At 48.1% G+C, this 17,401-nt stretch carries 15 protein-coding genes, 1 tRNA gene and 1 riboswitch; of the genes, 12 read left to right on the plus strand and 4 right to left on the minus strand.

What is annotated here, in order from left to right; genetic code table 11:
* Nucleotides 1-61: 61 nt before the first annotated feature.
* From EI981_RS03215 to EI981_RS03225, 3 genes are all read right to left on the minus strand, one after another.
* Nucleotides 62-2,395: a ribonucleoside-diphosphate reductase subunit alpha gene (locus tag EI981_RS03215; RefSeq protein WP_126995390.1), complete on the minus strand. Its 2,334-nt coding sequence runs from the start codon at nucleotides 2,393-2,395 to the stop codon at nucleotides 62-64.
* A gap of 201 nt (nucleotides 2,396-2,596) precedes the next feature.
* Complete coding sequence (gene nrdG / locus EI981_RS03220) at nucleotides 2,597-3,115, minus strand: anaerobic ribonucleoside-triphosphate reductase activating protein (RefSeq protein ID WP_126995392.1); 519 nt, start codon at nucleotides 3,113-3,115, stop codon at nucleotides 2,597-2,599.
* Entirely contained in the window at nucleotides 3,112-5,088 is a 1,977-nt protein-coding gene (locus EI981_RS03225) for an anaerobic ribonucleoside triphosphate reductase (RefSeq protein WP_126995394.1), read from the minus strand. The genes nrdG and EI981_RS03225 overlap by 4 nt, the downstream gene beginning before the upstream one ends.
* A gap of 187 nt (nucleotides 5,089-5,275) precedes the next feature.
* Nucleotides 5,276-5,579: riboswitch (cobalamin riboswitch) on the minus strand.
* 498 nt (nucleotides 5,580-6,077) lie between these two features.
* On the opposite strand from EI981_RS03225, the gene EI981_RS03230 reads away from it, so the two are divergent.
* From EI981_RS03230 to EI981_RS03245, 4 genes are all read left to right on the plus strand, one after another.
* On the plus strand, nucleotides 6,078-6,377 hold the full coding sequence (locus EI981_RS03230) for an MTH1187 family thiamine-binding protein (RefSeq protein ID WP_126995396.1): 300 nt from the start codon (nucleotides 6,078-6,080) through the stop codon (nucleotides 6,375-6,377).
* Nucleotides 6,378-6,455: 78 nt separating this feature from the next.
* Nucleotides 6,456-6,528, plus strand: a tRNA-Thr gene (locus EI981_RS03235).
* Nucleotides 6,529-6,725: 197 nt separating this feature from the next.
* Nucleotides 6,726-7,289 (plus strand): hypothetical protein, encoded by a 564-nt coding sequence (locus EI981_RS03240; protein WP_126995398.1) that lies wholly within the window; start codon nucleotides 6,726-6,728, stop codon nucleotides 7,287-7,289.
* Nucleotides 7,290-7,469: 180 nt separating this feature from the next.
* On the plus strand, nucleotides 7,470-7,892 hold the full coding sequence (locus EI981_RS03245; RefSeq protein WP_126995400.1) for a hypothetical protein: 423 nt from the start codon (nucleotides 7,470-7,472) through the stop codon (nucleotides 7,890-7,892).
* Between the two features lie 251 nt (nucleotides 7,893-8,143).
* On the opposite strand, the gene EI981_RS03250 is transcribed toward EI981_RS03245, so the two are convergent.
* The gene (locus EI981_RS03250) at nucleotides 8,144-9,226 is read right to left on the minus strand and encodes an FAD:protein FMN transferase (RefSeq protein WP_126995402.1); all 1,083 of its coding nucleotides are present in this window, start codon (nucleotides 9,224-9,226) and stop codon (nucleotides 8,144-8,146) included.
* 230 nt (nucleotides 9,227-9,456) lie between these two features.
* Between EI981_RS03250 and EI981_RS03255 the strand changes: the two genes are divergently transcribed.
* The 8 genes from EI981_RS03255 to EI981_RS03290 all read left to right on the plus strand — a co-directional run bounded on the left by EI981_RS03255 (nucleotide 9,457) and on the right by EI981_RS03290 (nucleotide 17,348).
* Nucleotides 9,457-9,846: a NusG domain II-containing protein gene (locus tag EI981_RS03255; RefSeq protein WP_126995404.1), complete on the plus strand. Its 390-nt coding sequence runs from the start codon at nucleotides 9,457-9,459 to the stop codon at nucleotides 9,844-9,846.
* Entirely contained in the window at nucleotides 9,830-10,375 is a 546-nt protein-coding gene (locus tag EI981_RS03260; RefSeq protein ID WP_126995406.1) for a Gx transporter family protein, read from the plus strand. Before EI981_RS03255 ends, EI981_RS03260 begins: the two co-directional genes overlap by 17 nt.
* Before the next feature lie 65 nt (nucleotides 10,376-10,440).
* Nucleotides 10,441-11,280 (plus strand): energy-coupling factor transporter ATPase, encoded by an 840-nt coding sequence (locus tag EI981_RS03265; RefSeq protein WP_126995408.1) that lies wholly within the window; start codon nucleotides 10,441-10,443, stop codon nucleotides 11,278-11,280.
* Complete coding sequence (locus tag EI981_RS03270) at nucleotides 11,256-12,146, plus strand: energy-coupling factor transporter ATPase (protein WP_126995410.1); 891 nt, start codon at nucleotides 11,256-11,258, stop codon at nucleotides 12,144-12,146. The genes EI981_RS03265 and EI981_RS03270 overlap by 25 nt, the downstream gene beginning before the upstream one ends.
* Entirely contained in the window at nucleotides 12,136-12,936 is an 801-nt protein-coding gene (locus EI981_RS03275) for an energy-coupling factor transporter transmembrane component T family protein (RefSeq protein WP_126995412.1), read from the plus strand. The genes EI981_RS03270 and EI981_RS03275 overlap by 11 nt, the downstream gene beginning before the upstream one ends.
* A gap of 44 nt (nucleotides 12,937-12,980) precedes the next feature.
* Nucleotides 12,981-14,978: a peptidase U32 family protein gene (locus tag EI981_RS03280; protein WP_126995414.1), complete on the plus strand. Its 1,998-nt coding sequence runs from the start codon at nucleotides 12,981-12,983 to the stop codon at nucleotides 14,976-14,978.
* A 131-nt stretch (nucleotides 14,979-15,109) separates the two neighbouring features.
* A complete protein-coding gene (locus EI981_RS03285; RefSeq protein WP_126995416.1) occupies nucleotides 15,110-16,399 on the plus strand; it encodes an aspartate aminotransferase family protein in 1,290 nt (429 codons plus the stop codon).
* A 76-nt stretch (nucleotides 16,400-16,475) separates the two neighbouring features.
* Nucleotides 16,476-17,348: a UbiA-like polyprenyltransferase gene (locus EI981_RS03290; RefSeq protein WP_126995418.1), complete on the plus strand. Its 873-nt coding sequence runs from the start codon at nucleotides 16,476-16,478 to the stop codon at nucleotides 17,346-17,348.
* Nucleotides 17,349-17,401: the final 53 nt, after the last annotated feature.

Consider the following 17,401-nt stretch of genomic DNA (forward strand, 5'->3'; position numbering starts at 1 on the left):
GTCATTTGAGTCCATCCCCTAATATTAATAATCTACTAAGCTATCAGTGTCAAAAATAGGATTATGATGCGCAGGATTCGCACTCTTCAATCGTTAATGCACGGCTGCGGACATAATAAGTCGTCTTGATGCCAGCCTTCCAGGCATGCAGATGCAGATCCAGGAATTCGGTTGCTTTGATGTCCGGGCGTACATACAGGTTGAAGCTTTGCGCCTGGTCGATATGGCGTTGACGGGCGCTGGCCATATTGATGGACCAGTGCTGATCGATCATGAACGCCGTCTTGTAGTACCAGATCGTCTTCTCGGATAGGTCCGGAGCAGGGTTCGCGACTTTATAAGTTGTCTTCTCTTCATAGGAGAGAAGTTCATAGAGCGGATCGATGCTGGCGGTAGAGCCGGCGATGATCGAGGTCGATCCGTTCGGCGCGATGGCGAACATCCAGGCGTTGCGTACGCCGTTCTCATGGACTTGCCCCATCAGCTCTTTCCATTGCTCTGTTGTTACGAATTTGCCTTCACGCGAACCGTCGACATAGCCACGGGAAGTGAAGTAATGTCCGGTATCCCAGTCCGAGCCTGTGAACTTCGGATAGCGGCCTTTTTCAATAGCCAGTTCCATACTTGATCTGATCAGCAGGAAGTTGATCTTCTCGTATAGAGCGTCGTTATATTGTACAGCCTCCTCGGATTCCCAGCGAATGCCCTCAAGTGCGAGCAGGTGGTGCAGCCCGAAGGTACCAAGCCCGATAGCGCGGTATTGGCTGTTGGTATATTGTGCTTGAAGCACCTCGATATTGTTAATGTCAATTACGTTGTCCAGCATGCGCGTCTGAATCGGTACGAGACGATCCAGGACTCCGGCAGGTACAGCACGTGCCAGGTGGATCGAGTTCAGGTTGCAGACGACGAAATCGCCAGGGATTTTGGAGATCACGATCCGGGTCTGTCCATCTTTGGTCACGAGCTCCTCCTGCTCAACCACTGTTGGCGATTGATTTTGCATAATTTCCGTACATAGGTTGGAGGAATAGACCATACCGTGGTTACGGTTCGGGTTCGCACGGTTGACGGTATCGCGATAGAACATGTAAGGCGTTCCTGTCTCAAGCTGCGACTTCATAATCCGCTTCATAATGTCGATGGCCGGCATTGTGATACGGGACAGGGTAGGGTGATCCACAGCCTCTTGATATTTCTCGCGGAATTCGCCCTTGCCAACTTCCTCATCATAGAAATCTTCCAAGCCAAGTGGACGTCCGTTTGCGTCCTTCCAACCCATCGTCTTCTTCACTTCATGTGGGCAGAACAGGTTCCACTCACCCCGTGCTTCGACGGCCTCCATGAATAAGTCAGGCAGACATATGCCATGGAAAATATCATGCGCACGCATCCGCTCATCCCCGTTGTTGAGTTTCAGGTCGAGGAAGGAGAGGATATCTTTATGGAATACGTCAAGGTAGACGGCGATTGCTCCTTTGCGTGTACCAAGCTGATCTACGCTGACCGCGGTGTTGTTAAGCTGACGAATCCAAGGGATGACGCCAGAGCTCGTATTCTTATGGCCACGGATATCTGATCCACGAGCCCGGACTTTGCCGAGGTAGACACCGATTCCGCCGCCCATTTTGCTGAGGCGAGCTACATCGGTATTGGAGTCGAAGATCCCTTCGAGGGAATCGTCAACCGTATCGATGAAGCAGCTGGAGAGCTGTCCGGCTACCTTCTTGCCGGCGTTGGACATCGTTGGCGTTGCCGCAGTCATGTAAATATTGCTCATTGCCCAGTAGGCTTCTTTGACGAGTTCCATCCGTTTCTCTGTGGGTTCTTTATGCATCAAGTACATCGCAATTACCATGTAGCGTTCTTGTGGCAGCTCCATGGTCCGGCCTTCAAAGTCATTAGCCAGATAACGCTCGGATAGCGTAAGCAGCCCGATATAATCGAACAGTAAATCGCAGGATGGGTCAATCACCTCTCCAAGCTCATCAATTTGTTCCTTCGTATAATACTCTAGCAATTCTTCACGATAGATACCGCTCTTGCATAGGTCGGAGATCAGATGATAGAACGAACCGTAGGGCTGATCCGGATAAGATTTATAGCGGCGGTTCACGGCGGCCTTCTTATATAGGGATGTCAGCAGGGCGCGGGCAGCGGCAAATTTCCACTCCGGCTCTTCCTTGGTCACGAGCTCAAGCGCAGACATCGTGAACGCGCTGCTAATCTCTTCTCCAGTAACGACATCGCGTCTTAATTTAGATTGCACACCGCGCAGCAGGCGCTCCTTATCGATTTTGTTCAATTCCTCCAGAATACGGTCGGCGTAGATGCCCAGGCGTTCGCTGTCGAACGCCAACTGGCGGTTATTAGGTTTGGTTACGAATGATGGCATGGAATATCCTCGCTTTCGTGATATAAGGTCAAGCAGCAGCCGAAGCTGTGCGAAGCTACAAAACTTGTTATTTAAAATTGTAAATAAATAGCGAAAAAAAGGGGCGCAGATGAAGTATGTCGCGCCGGTTAAGTATATATTTCGCCAATGTTCACTGTGAGAAACATCACAGATTATCAATTATACAAGAAACGAGGTTGGCTAGAAAGAGTACAAGGGTTCCCAATCTATAACTTTTTGGGCTGCCAAGCTCTCTGAAATCCTTATAATTCGCTGGTTAGAGCTGCCTCGATAGAGCAGGGAGGGGTCTCTTAAATTTTTTATAAATCTCCCATCGACAAGAACATCGCAGCGTTCCAGCAGGCCAAATTCCGGTGTCCCCGGCATGGCCAACAGTTCTTCAAATGTATATCCAGTATATATCCAGATCGGAACCGGACCAGCTTCCTGGCGCAGTAGATCAATGAAATCGTTGACCTCTTCGGCAGAGAAAAATGGATCGCCGCCAAGAATAGAGACCCCGCTTAATAGAGGGTTATTCTTAATATCCAAGATAATCTCTGCCTGCCGTTCTTCTGTAAATAGCTCTCCATATTTGAAGTTCCACGTTGCCGGACTGAAACAGCCCGGACAACGATGGCGGCATCCGCTGATGAAGATAGAGGCGCGCAGGCCTTCGCCTTCATTTATAGATTCCGGGTAGTAACCGCAAATGTTCATATCCCGTGCTTCACCCGATCGCGGACCTCTGCCTGCTTAGCGGCGTTGAAGCGTGTCTGATAGTCTCCTGTTAAGTAGCCCGTAACCCTGCGCAGGCGACGGATATGCACATCATTCTCATGCTGGCCGCAGGATGGGCAGGTAGCTCCGATAATCCCTTCATAGCCGCAGGACGTGCAGCGGTCAATCGGATGGTTAATGCTGAAATAGCTAACTTGCTTGGACAGCGCAAATTTTACAATGTTGATGAATGCAGCCGGATTGTTGCGGGCATTCCCATCTAGCTCGATATAAGAGATAGCGCCCGCGTTGCAAAGATCATGGAACGGTGCTTCAAGCTCAATCTTCTTCGCTGCACTTATGGTATAGTACACCGGAATATGGAATGAATTTGTATAGTATTCACGGTCTACGATTTCAGACACCTTGCCGTATACAGCACGGTCACGCTTGGTGAATTTGCCAGACAGCCCTTCGGCAGGGGTTGCGAACAGAGTAATATTTAGATTGTGGCGCTTACTCTGCTCGTCGCAATATTTACGCATATAAGAGATCAGGTCATAAGCCTTGCGATATACTTCCTCATCTTCGCCATGGTGCTTGCCGTACAGTGCTTTCATGCATTCCGCCAGCCCGATGAATCCGATAGACAGGCTGCCGTGCTTGAGCAGGTCCCCAACCTGATCGTCAGGGGAGAGATGTTCGCCACCTTCCCAGACGCCTTCGCGCATCATGAAGTCGGAAGCTTTGGCCTTCTGGCGGGACTGAATCTCGAAGCGATGCAGTAAGCCGTCAGTCGCGATGTCCATATAATGCTTCAGCTCGCGGTAGAAGCCGCGCTCATCGGCTTCTCTACGCCGTCCTAGCGCGATACCATGCTCCAGTCCGAGCTTGACGAGGTTAATCGTGTTAAAGGACAGATTCCCTTTACCGGACAGATGGTTGCGTCCGAAGCGATCGCTTAATACGCGAGTACGACATCCCATGGTTGCGAATTCTGTATCCGGATTGGCCGGATCATAGTATTGCAGGTTCAGAGGCGCATCCAGGTTAGCGAAGTTTGGATACAGTCGTTTGGCTGAGCACTCCGCAGCCATCAGGAATAGATGGTAGTTCGGATCTTCCTTCTCTTGGTTGACACCTTGCTTACATTTGAAGATTTGGATCGGGAAGACCGGTGTCTCACCGCTGCCCAGACCGCGCATCGTCGCCTTCAGTAGGGATTGGATGACCAATTGTCCCTCTGGAGATGTGCAAGTGCCATAGTTGATGCTGGTGAACGGGATTTGCCCGCCGGCCCGGCTCGACATCGTATTCAAGTTATGAATCAGGCTCTCAGCAGCCTGTAAAGTTTCTGATTCGGTCTCTTTGGAGGCATATTTGAAAGTTCTTGGATATTGCTCCTGAAGGTCGCTACGACCCATGGAGATCTCACCCAAGTCCGCCGCTTCGTCTCCTTCTTCGAAGTAATCAAGCCCTTTGCGGAAGTACTTCACGAACGATTTACTTACATAAGGGGCCAGATCGTAATCCAGCTTATTGGCTGAGACGCCGCCGTATTGGGCATTTTGCTGGGATTGGAAAATGATCGCCACCAGCGCCATAGCTGTCATGATCGAATTAGGTGGACGGACGCTGCCATTGCCGGTGTTGAAGCCCCCGGCGAGCAGTTTATCAAATGGGATGAAGATGCAGTTCGTCGTGCCGATGGCATATTGATCCAGGTCATGTACATAGACGATATTGTCCTGAATAGCTTGTACCAGATGGTTAGGCATCACAAAGTGATTCGCATACCATTTGGCATACTCACTGCCAAATTTGCTCATTTTGCCGGAGAAGCTCTCGCCGTTCAGGTTTGCATTCTCGCGCAGTGCATCAAGGTTGGAGCTGGCAACGATTTCTTCCCCTAAATGAATCACCTCATCCAGCATTTGCTCCTGATCCGTATAAATTCGATTTAATAAAGCCATAACTAAGTGCTCCCCTCTAATTACTAGACATTATAGACATATAAAAAGCATTTCCAACCTGCCTCAAGGTCGAAAATGCCCGATTGCGCTCAATCAAACACAGTACTCCTGTGTTCCGATAGTGTATAGCTGAAATAGTATGTAGCAGCTGCAAACGGACACCTGCCTGATTCCTCGCAGGTCATTAGCGGTGTCATTGAAACAGGCAGGTCTCCTGGCTTCCGGGTCATTCAGCGGCGCCTTCCCGCAGGCTTATTTACCCGCAGTGGCATGATGCCGACGAATCGCTTATAGAGGTTGTTCAAAAAGTTCGCTTTTGATCTCGAAGTAAATCCTGAAAACCGACCTTTTTGAACACTCACTTATAGAGGTTGTTAAGCCTCTCAAGCTTCCGGTCACAGTGGCGGGACCGCAGCGGATTTGCACCGCGCTTCCCTTTTAAGATCCGGTAGTGTAAAATGCTCCGAACCACCTGTTCATACTATATTTGGTTGTCTGGAATTGATCATAGCCCAATATATTGTGTTTGTAAACAGGTCATATGGGGGATTTAAGAGTGAAAATTAACTGAAAAACAGTAGAAAGCAGACGTGATGCGGCGAGTCAGGGCCGAAAAAAAAATGTGAACTTTTATGGACCACACAGATGCTTAAATTGGATAGCAATTGGAGAGTAGGGGGAGATTCGGCTGGCAACTAGTAAACCGTCTCTAACGAAACGTGATAACGTTATTAGGATGAAAAGGGGCTAGTAAAGATTGTAACGAAACGGGGTATCGCTATTTAACCAAAATAGAGGATCTCAGCATGAACTTAGCTCAAATAACGATATGTAGTTTCGTTAGATTTAATTTGCTCTTGTGTTCGCGGCAATAGCGTTCTGTAGTTTCGTTAGAAATATCTGAGCAGATCAAGTGATTCTGAGTTTGAATTCCACCTTATGTTATGGTTAGAATAGAATTAATATGGAATGGAAAGGAAGTCTTGAAGATGGCAATTGTAGAAGTGACGGTCATTCCGGTAGGAACGGGGAGCACAAGTCTTAGCTCTTATGTAGCCGAGTTGCAGCGAGTGTTGGAGAAGCAGGCAGGTATTACATATACGCTGACATCCATGAGCACGATTATAGAGGGCCAGCTTGACGATATATTCACGGCAATTCGGGCCATTCATGAAGCGCCATTCCAATCTGGGGCTATGCGGGTATCGACCTCGATCAAGATCGATGATCGCCGCGATAAAGAGAGCTCCTCCGAGCAGAAGCTGCGTTCCGTTCGTGAGAAGCTTTAGAGTAATGACTATACTTTTTGCTTGCATTTTTCTGAAAAAGCGTTATAATATTTTTTGTTTCTATTTATAAGTGATTATGCTGATGTAGCTCAGTAGGTAGAGCAACGCACTCGTAATGCGTAGGTCGGTGGTTCGAATCCTCTCATCAGCATCCTTATTTATTTAAGCGTGGCGCGGCTTCCGAGCTTTTCGGGGGCCGTGCTTTTTTGCAAAAAGAGCAGTTCATCTACCATTCATCTACCCTTTATTTGAGTAAAGTGATGTTTTTGCTATTGCGGGCTTATTGAAACTCGTTGCTATTATACATAAGATAATTGAAAGAAGAAGTATTTTTCTAGGAGGTTAGAAATGAAGAAATTTATGGCTGGTGTTGTCGTTGGAGTACTCCTCTTCGGGCTTGCATTTGTTCTCTCCAGCTCCATCAGGTCTCGAATGAATGTGCAAAAGGGGATTTATAGCATCAAAAAAATTGACGGCTCCTTGGTATCGGAGGGCGCTGTGATAGGTGGGATTGTCTATGCACCAGTTAGAGCGATGGCTGCTGCAGTCGGAGCTCCGTTAACTGTGGAGGGTAAGACGATCTTCGTAGGTGAACCGGCCATCTCGCAGAGCCAAACGGAAGCCAAAGTGTTAAGCAAGGAGGTGCTTGAATGGACTAATCGGATTAATCATTTACGTGGTGTAATCAATAAATGCGAAGTTAACATAGAGGTGAAAAAGGGAGAAATGACTACCTTAGTTGCGAAAATTAAGGAGGAGAAGGCGTCGAAACAAAAATCGCCTGATCGTCTCAAGATGCTCGAAGCAGATATCAAGGAGAGCAATAATTACATAATGGAGCTTCAGAAGGATATCACCACAGCAGAGGGGGAAATATTGAAGCTGCAAAAGAAAATAGACGCAAGTCAGTAGGTTATTAAATAAGCAAGCCAACCACTGCTCTTTGAAGCGGCATGTGTACGTGGAGTCGTGTATTAGCACGGCTCCTTACTATTTCTATCATAAGAATATGCCATATCACGAAGTAACATAAACGGATTGACTAACGTTAGAGATATATAAATAAGAATAACGCTTTGCCTGGGAGGTCTTATGATCAAGTGTCTAAAACTGAACGGTGTGAGCGCTTTATATGGACTTCATTTTTCACTGCAAATTGAACTGATGTTGGAGCCTTATCGGCTTGCGAGAGTAACAGGCATCGAATTGGGACAGATGAATACAATTATCGGTTGGGCGATGCTAGTGATCTTAATTGTTGTTTCATTCCTGATGTACTGTCTGACGAATCTCTCATTGGGTAGCGGGGGAGTGAAGTTTTGGACATCAATACTATGGCTGCCGTATGCTGTGGTGTTTATGTATGTGATTACGAGTCTGTTCCTGATTACGGATCGAGGGGAGACCCCGCCACCTGTGATGGGATTGTTAGTCATATTAGCTACGCTGCTCTATCCTCTGTATATCCTATTTCTTAATTTCCTTACTTACATACGCAATGAAACTGATAATTAGAGAAAGTACTTGCGAGGAAATCAGCTTACTGCAGGACAGATGATGATCGTAGCCAAAGCTCTAATGGGCAGCCCCTTCAATTCGTGAAGGGGCTAATTTACTGAGTTTCAATGATCCTCTTGAAGCGGACTCTGGTCTTGGCTCACGATGGAAGGGGAATGAAAGGCAGATAAATATAAAATTCCCGGCAGTATAGAAGTACCGCCGGGATAGTGTATAATCAGATAGTGGCTTGAAGTAAGCTATTTGGTTTAGTTAGCGTACGTGTAGCTATCATTTGTCTTGTTCAATAGCTTTTTAAATCCGGGTGAAGCATACAGCTTCTTGTCTTTGGTAATGAACAGAACCTCAGTGTTGGGAATGCTCTCGGCAAACTTCAGTCCTTTTTCTACGCCCATGAGAACAAGCGCAGTGTCCATCGTGTCAGCATCGGTCGAGCGGTCGGTAATGATCGTAACGCTGCTGATGTTATTATCGACAGGGTAGCCTGTCTTGGGATCAAGGATATGCGGATACATTTTGCCGTCTTCGATGAAATAACGCTCGTATATCCCTGCGGTAACGACAGTCTTATCATTCACAGGAACGGTGCCAATTGGTTTACCGCGCTCCTGATCGGGATCCTGGATGCCGATACTCCAATCTTTGCCGCCAGGCTTCTGCCCCATGGCAAAAATGTTGCCGCCTAGGTCGATAATCGCACTATGGAAGCCTTGATCCGCCAAATAGTCGTAAACGCGGTCAGCGGCATAGCCTTTACCATAGGAACCGAGGTCGATGTCCATACCTTTTTCCGTCAGGTACAGCTCATGCTTGGCTTCATTCAGCTCCAGCTTATGGTAGTCGCACAGCTTCTGCATGGCAGCGATATCTTCGGGAGCAGGGACATGGGCGCCTTCATGGCCGATATTCCACAGGCCGACAAGCCTGCCGATCGTTGGGTCCAGCAATCCTTCCGAACGCTTGGCATAATCGACAGCATAGGCGACAAGATCGTAAGTTTCCTTGGACACTTGGACTGGAGCAATACCAGCATTCGCGTTAACCTTGTATATTTCGCTGTTCTCGTTATTTCTGCTGATCTGATAATCGATCTGTTTCAGCAGTACACCGATTTCATCGAGATTTTTCTTGGTAGCCCGATTATCATAAATCTTGATATTTACTACTGTATCAAAGATAAAATAGGTTTCCTTCATAGGTTCAACGGTTTTATCTTGTGTCTCGCTGCTGGAACCGGGAGCTGAGCTATTTCCCGAATTTCCACAGCCAGCTAGCAGGGAACCGGCGAGAGACATCGTTACCAGTAAAATAGCGGCTTTCTTCATATTCATCGGATTAACCTCTTTTCTGCCTGTCATTTATCGTCCTTGATTGTAGCAGAAATGGAACAGTACTAAAAGTACAAATTTTCACAATTAAAAAATATCTTCAATTTTAAATGATTATTTTGTGAAAAGACAAGGGAAGAGACATTTATCACACTTCTGTGATGAAAGTTACATGTATAATGAGTTCATCTAAGATTTATATTATCAAAAAATAAGGAAACAAGGAGTTGCACATGAAACGCGGAGATCTTCTGCTGATCGGATTAGTTGTAATTATTGCATTGGCCTTTATTATTCCACGATGGTTCGATCGAGATGCAAGTGAAAAAAATCACAACGAACTTCGGACTGCTAAAATTACGGTGGATGGGAAATTATTTAAAGAGGTAACTCTTACTCAAGAAGAGCAGACCATTGAAGTGGAAAATGAACATGGGCTTAATATTCTGAAAGTTCATGATTACGGTATTGAAATGTTTGATGCGGATTGCCCTGATAAAGTATGTCTTTCCTTCGGATTTGTGGATCGGACGGGAGGTACGATTATCTGTCTTCCGCATAAACTGATGGTCGAGATCGAAGGCCCATCAGAGGAGGATGGTATCGATGCAACGGTTAAATGAGCAGTCTAATATCGCGCTTAAAAGAACAGTGATCGTCGCTATCTTCGCTGCGGTGGCTGTCGTGTTAAGCATGGTTGAATCCTTGATTCCCCTCAATATGGGTGTACCTGGCGCTAAGCTGGGACTTGCAAATATTATGGTGTTGACCTGTCTCTATTTCTTACGAGCTCGGGATGCCATGATGATGGTGCTGCTTAAGACTTTGCTGACCGCCTTTATCTTCGGCACGTTCTCAAGCTTCTTATTTAGTATCATGGGGGCTTTGTTCAGCTTTGTGGCGATGTGGTTCCTATTACTGATTGGGCGCGATAAGCTTAGCTTCATCGGTATTAGCATCGTTGGCGGGATCGCCCATAATATCGGGCAGCTAACCGCTGCTTGTATTTATTTCAACACGACGAAAATATTCTACTATTTGCCGATGCTGCTGATTATGGGGGTACTTACAGGGATTGCAGTAGGTATTGCCGTTAGATATCTGGTTCCTTCCTTATCGAAGATGTCCTTGTTCGAAGGATTTCTAGCATAGCAGCTGTGGTCGGTCAGATGCTTGGCGCTGACTGCTATGAGAAGGCTGAAAAGGAGAAGAGAGAAATGGGAGACACAATACTGGCTTATGAATTGCAGCAGGTGTCCTTTGCCTATCATCCACAGCAGCAAATTCTGAATGATATCGATCTGCGAATTGCAGCAGGAAGCTGGGTGACTCTGGTTGGAGCCAATGGCAGCGGGAAGTCGACTCTGGCGAAATTGCTTGGAGGGCTGCTGGCCGCAAACACTGGGAAGATTTATGTGGAAGGCACTGAGCTGAACCAGGATACGATTGTCCACATCAGGCCCAAAATAGGGATGGTATTCCAGAACCCGGATAATCAGTTTATCGGTGCGACGGTGGAGGAGGATATTGCCTTCGGCTTGGAGGGCCGTTGCTTGCCTCGAGAAAAAATGGTGGATCGAGTAAAACGTTATGCCGAGAAGTTAGAGATCGGTCATCTGTTGTCCAAGCACCCCGCGGAACTGTCCGGAGGGCAGAAGCAACGGGTGGCCGTTGCTGCGATATTGGCAATGGAACCGAGTATCGTTATCTTTGATGAAGCCTCTTCGATGCTGGATGAGAAGGCGCGTGGAGAGCTGCAGTCTATCATGAGAGAGATGAGTGCAAGTGGCGAATATACTATTATCTCTATAACACATGACGCGGAAGAGATACTGGCCTCTGATAGAGCGATCGTGCTGAAAGATGGCGGAGTCGCGGCGGATGTAAGACCGATGGAACTGTTCGAAGATGAGGAACTATTAACTTCCTGTCGGCTGGTTGCCCCGTTTCGAGTTCGGCTGCTTCAGGAATTGAACAGACGGGGCATTACGCTGGGGCCAGGCGATGACATCGAGGAGGTGAGCGAGCAGCTATGGCAATTCATTTCGAGCAAGTAAGCTTTGCTTATGATGATCGTAGTCTATGGAGACATGGCGCGCTAGAGGATGTCAGTATCTCGATTGCGCCTGGCAGCTTCGTAGGCATAGCTGGTATTACGGGATCTGGCAAATCTACGCTGCTCCAGCATCTTAATGGAATCTTGAAGCCTACCGTTGGAAGAGTGAAAGTGCTAGATTTCACAATCGAGCCGGGAGATAAGGGACCGCTGCGTGAGCTGCGGAGGCGCGTAGGGCTTGTATTTCAATTCCCCGAACAGCAATTGTTCGAGGACACTGTCGAGAAGGATCTCTGCTTCGGACCGTTGAACTTCGGGGTTCCGCTAGAGGAAGCGAAGGCGCGGGCCAGCCGGGCACTAGCTCTATTAGGATTGGATGATTCGTTCCTGCCCCGAAACCCGTTCCATCTAAGTGGCGGGCAGATGCGCAAGGTGGCAATCGCCTCGATTCTTACGATGGAGCCCGATATTATTGCACTGGATGAGCCGACGGCCACACTTGACCCGCAGAGCAGGGCAGAGCTTGCACAGCTTCTCTCTAAGCTGCAGCGTGAAGAGGGCAAGACAGTCATCGTCGTTACGCATCGAATTGAAGAAATGCTGCCTTACGCGGATACCTGGATCGTTATGAAGGACGGACGAACTATATTCCAGGGATCGCCGTCAGAGCTGGCTCGTGAGGAACATCGTCTATCAGAGGCGGGACTCGCTCTTCCAGAGTGTATTCGCCTCTGGAGCCGGATCGCTACAAGATTCGGTCTGCAGCATGAAAAGCCATGCTTCAGCGCTGAAGCGATCGCCGAGCGATTAGCTGGATTATATGGGGCTCATCCGCCACGGGGAGGAGGGGCTGACGATGCGGGATAAGCTGTTATTCGGACGCTGCATCGATACCGGATCTTCGATCCACCAGCTTGATCCGCGGGCCAAGATTACAGGAATGATTCTCTATCTGATCGCGATTGTCGCTGTTCATTCATGGTGGATGCTGTTGCTTACAGCGGTGTTCTCGCTGGCGTATATGCTGGCAACGCGGATTCCATTGAGGTATTTTGTGAAGGCCGCCAAGCCACTGTGGGTACTTATGGTTTTTATCTTTATCGTCCAGAGCATAACGATTGAAGGGGGAGCGGTCGTCTTGCGAATTGGCGGATGGGTGCTCTATACCGAAGGTCTGAAGAGTGGATTTATCGCTGCTGCGAGGATGGCCCTGTTGGTGTCCTTTACGGCAATTCTTACGTTTACAACGACGCCGGGCTTACTCAATCAGGGACTGGACGGTGTCTTGAAGCCGCTGCAGAAGATCGGCATCAAGACTCAGCGTCTAACACTGATGATGAGCATTTCGCTGCGTTTCATACCGACCATTCTTGATGAGACGCACAAAATACTTAAAGCACAAGCGGCACGCGGTGCAGATATAAAAGAACTACCGTGGAAGGAGAAGGGGAAGCTGCTCTTATCCCTGCTCGTGCCGGTAACGGTCAGCGCCTTCCGACGGGCAGAGGAATTAGTACTATCGATGGAATCAAGAGGTTATATCGTCGGGGCACCCCGATCGGAATATCATCTGCTTACTTGGCGGGCCAAGGATACCTGGTTTGTCCTGAGCTATGTACTTCTGGTTGCGGTTGCGCTGACATATCGATTCATATAAGAGGTTGTTCAATATAAACATATTTGGGCTGGAGGGGAAACATCATGGCACGTTATTTTAATGGAAAAGAAGTTGAACTACTCGCGCCAGTTGGTACATTCGAGATTTTCAAGGAAGTGATTCAAGCAAACTGCGATGCAGTATATTTCGGGGGACCCAGCTTGAACATGCGCCTGATGCGCAAAGGTTATAATTTCACGCGGGAAGAGATCGTAGAGGCTGTCAAGATTGCACATTCATTAGGCAAAAAAGTGTACGTTACGGTGAATAACCTGCTGAATGAAAATGAGCTCGATGAGGCTCGCGATTATTTGCAATTCCTCGATAGTGCAGGTCCAGATGCTCTGATTGTTCAGGATTTTGCTATTCTGGAATTAATCAAGGAGATGGATCTGTCGCTTACGGTCCATTCCTCGGTCATGATGAATGTGCACAATATCGAGATGGTAAAGGCACTGCAAGACATGGGAGTGACACGAGTAGTTGCTTCTAGGGAGATGGATCTGCAGAACACTCGTTATCTACAAGCTGCAACGGGGATCGAGATCGAATATTTCGTTCATGGCGATATGTGTTCGGTGCATGGGGCTAACTGCTATTTCAGTTCAATGGTGTTCGGGATGAGCAGTAACCGCGGTAAATGCATGAAGCCATGCCGCTGGGATTATCGCATCAAGAAGGATGGATACGTCTATCCTGCCGAATACCCTTTGGCTGTGAAGGATATGTATATGTATGAGAACATCCCTGAACTGATTCATGGTGGAATTACCTCCTTCAAAATCGAAGGTCGCATGCGTGATACGGAATTCGTACTGATGCTGGTCAATGCTTACGGTGACGCGATTGATCGCTATATAGCTGATCCGATTGGGTTCGAACGGACACGGGAATCGAAGCTGCTCTTCGAGAATCGCAAACGGGATTTCTCTAAGGCATATGCCTTTGGCAGACCTGGATTATCGAATATTAACAAGCGTTATGAAGGAACAGGCAAGTTCTACAGTACGGGCAAAGTGTTCAGCACTCCAACTGCCGAGAGAGAGCTCAGCGAGAAGCGAGTAACAGATATCCGCGGTAAGCTTGCAGAGGTTCGTAAACCATCTAAGGCAGCTGCCGAAGTATCGGTTCATGTGAACAATGTGGCTCAGGCGAAGGCGGCTCTGGCAGCAGGTGCGGATCATATCTACTTGTCGGGTGATGTATTTGAACCGGATCATGCTTTTACTAGAGCGGAAATCAATGAATTGGCTGAGATCAAAGGCAAGGCGAAGATCTATCTCTGCTTGCCGCGTATGATGGATGAGCTGCAATTCGAAATGTATGAAGGATTAATCGCTGGCGAACGGTTGCCAATCGATGGCATTATGGTCACGAATCTCGGCGCTATTCATAAGTTTGCGAACGCAGGATATCCATTGATCGGTGATTTCAATCTGAATGTCTATAATCGTATCTCGGCCGAGTTCTACCATCGGCATGGAGTAGAGCGTCTGACCGCATCGATGGAGCTGCCGCTGAACGATCTGGCCGCATTATTGGATCATACGGAACTGCCGATCGAGGCGATCGTGCATGGTTCTCCAGCCATGATGTATATGGAACATGATCTGTACGAGAACACAGAGGTGTTCCAGCCAATCGGTGAAGAAGAGAACCATTTTGTAAGTAACAATATTCTCGTCATGAAGACGGATAAGGGTGAGAATCCGGTATATCGTGATGTACACGGCCGTTGCCACCTGATGATGACCAAAGAGCTGAACCTGATGCCGGTTGTGCGCGAGCTGATTGAAGCAGGACTGTCTGTATTCCGGATCGAAGGAGCGACATACAAGCCAGAGCAATTGCAGCAGATTGTCAGTATATATAAAGCAGCCATTGCAAATCCAGATACCGCAGAAGAGCGCTTTGCCGAGATGAATCCAGTGTATGCTGGTTACACATTAGGAGCTCTGCAATTTGATGGTGGGGATATTGGCAAGAGTCGCGGAATGGAAGACATGGACGCGGAAGTGAAGAAGGAGCCAGCTTCAGTATAGGGAACCCGACTGAATTTATGAGAAATTTTTCACAAAATTCTTCAAAAATCCTTGCAGGGGCGTAACCCAAGGTGGACCTTTTGAACGCCTCTTATAGAAGTGAGAGATCAAATCGGAAGGGGTATGAAAGTATGAATCAATATATCGGACCAGAGGGTATTCTGGACAAACGCGGACAATATTTCTATCCTTGCACGGGCTATTTCTATCGCAATCCCCCGCAGATTGTCAAAGGCGAGATGCAATATCTATACGGACATGATGGCAAGCGATACACCGACTTCTTCGCTGGTGTATCGGTCTGTGCCAGCGGACACTGCAATCCTGAGATTGCAGCACGTACTGCTGAACAATTGAAGACACTGCAGCACACTTGTACGCTGTATTTGACCCAGCCGAATGTCGTTCTCGCGGAGCGGTTGTCTGAAGTGCTACCTGGCCAGCTGCGCAGAACTTTCTTCGTAAACAGCGGCTCGGAGGCGAATGAAGGCGCGATGCTGCTGGCACGTCTCCATACCGGACGGAAGGGCTTCATTGCATTGGAGCAGAGCTTGCACGGTCGTACGTATTTGACGATGAGTGTAACCGGACTGAGCATGTGGCGGGCTGATCCGCAATTAGCACAGCCAGGTGCAGAGGATGTAACTTTCATTCCTCGTCCTTATGAATATGGCGTTAGTCTCGACGAGGCGGCCCGGCGTTCCATCGACGCTTTGAAGGCTGTTCTAGCCGAGAAGGGAGATACGATCGCTGCTATGCTCGTAGAACCGATTCAAGGTAATGGCGGGATCATCATACCTCCAGACTGGTATTTCCCTGAAGTGAAGGCGCTGCTGGAGCAATATGGCGTGTTGATGATTGATGATGAAATTCAGACTGGGTTCGGCCGAACTGGAGAGATGTTCGCAATGAGCCGCTGGGGCGTTGTGCCGGACATTATTACAATGGCCAAAGCACTTGGTAGCGGCATCCCGATCGCGGCGTTTGCTTCTACAGATGAGATAGCCGCAAGCTTTACACGTCCGTCTGCCTCTACGTTCGGTGGCAATCCAGTATCGTCTGTAACCGGTCTGGCTGTGCTTGATTACATCGAAGCCAATCATATGGCAGAGCATTCAGCTGAGCTAGGAGAACAGCTTCTAACGGGACTACAACAGCTCGCTGAGCAGTACGTAGACATGTCAGACGTACGCGGTGCCGGTCTCATGATCGGGGCTGAGTTATGTGCTTACGATCCGGCGCGAGGTGCTATTCTAGTAGATGAGGTGCTTGAGGAAATGAAGGACCGCGGCTTCATTATCGGCAAGAATGGTGTTAGCCGCAACGTTCTGGCCTTCCAGCCACCGCTCGTTATTACAGCGCAGGATGTTGAAGAAATGCTTAACGCATTACGCTCTTCACTGCGAATCGTGTTGAGCTAGAGTCAAGAAATATTCCATTTCGAATCATCGCGCTCTTGTTAGTGCACGTTATGGAATATGAGGGGGAGTAAACATTATGGAGTACGCCAGAAAAATCGGCTCGAAGATTAAATTGTATGGAGAACTGGTTATGTTCTCGCATACCCTGTTCTCGCTGCCGTTCGCAATCATCTCAATGATATGGGCCGCTGGAGGGCTTCCTTCCAGTCGTATCATACTTTGGGGACTGATTGCATTAATAGCTGCCAGAAACGGGGCAAATGCCTTCAATCGTGTCGTAGACCGTGTCTTTGATGAGCAGAATCCGAGAACGGCGCATCGTCATCTGCCAAGAAAGCTGCTTGACGCCAAGGAAGTCCTGGTCTTCGTGGTTGTCAATTACGCCATTTTTATATTTTCTGCTGCAATGCTGAATACACTTTGCTTTATTTTATCGCCAGTAGCTATCTTTCTGATCTCATCGTATTCATACACGAAGCGGTTTACTTTTCTCAGTCATCTGTACCTCGGCTTCTCAATCGCTTCAGCGCCAATCGGAGCCTGGTTTGCCGTTACCGGAAAGTTCGCCTTTACACCGTTCATTCTTGGTACGGTCGTGATGTTGTGGATCGCCGGGTTCGATATTATTTACGGCTCGCAGGATATCGATTTTGACCGCAACCATGGGCTCTGGTCCATTCCGAGCTTCTTCGGTCTGAAGAATGGGTTACGGATTGCAGCTGGTCTCCATGCCATTATGGTGCTGCTGCTCATTACCTTGATCCCGATCCGTCATTTAGGTTGGCTATATATACTCGGGATTGTCATCGCGATCGCCCTGCTCATGGTAGAGCATAAGATCATTAAGCCGTCGAACCGGAAGCGGATGAATATCGCGTCTTATAACCTGAATCAGGTCATCAGTATGGCTATTCTGTTCTGTACGGTGGCTGACTTTTTCTTGCTGTAGGGTGTATTGAGGGCAGCCGGGTGAAATGTTCTTACGATCGCTGTTGTTCACGG

Origin of the sequence: Paenibacillus lutimineralis (genome assembly GCF_003991425.1) — a bacterium.
Classification (GTDB): Bacteria; Bacillota; Bacilli; order Paenibacillales; family Paenibacillaceae; genus Fontibacillus; species Fontibacillus lutimineralis.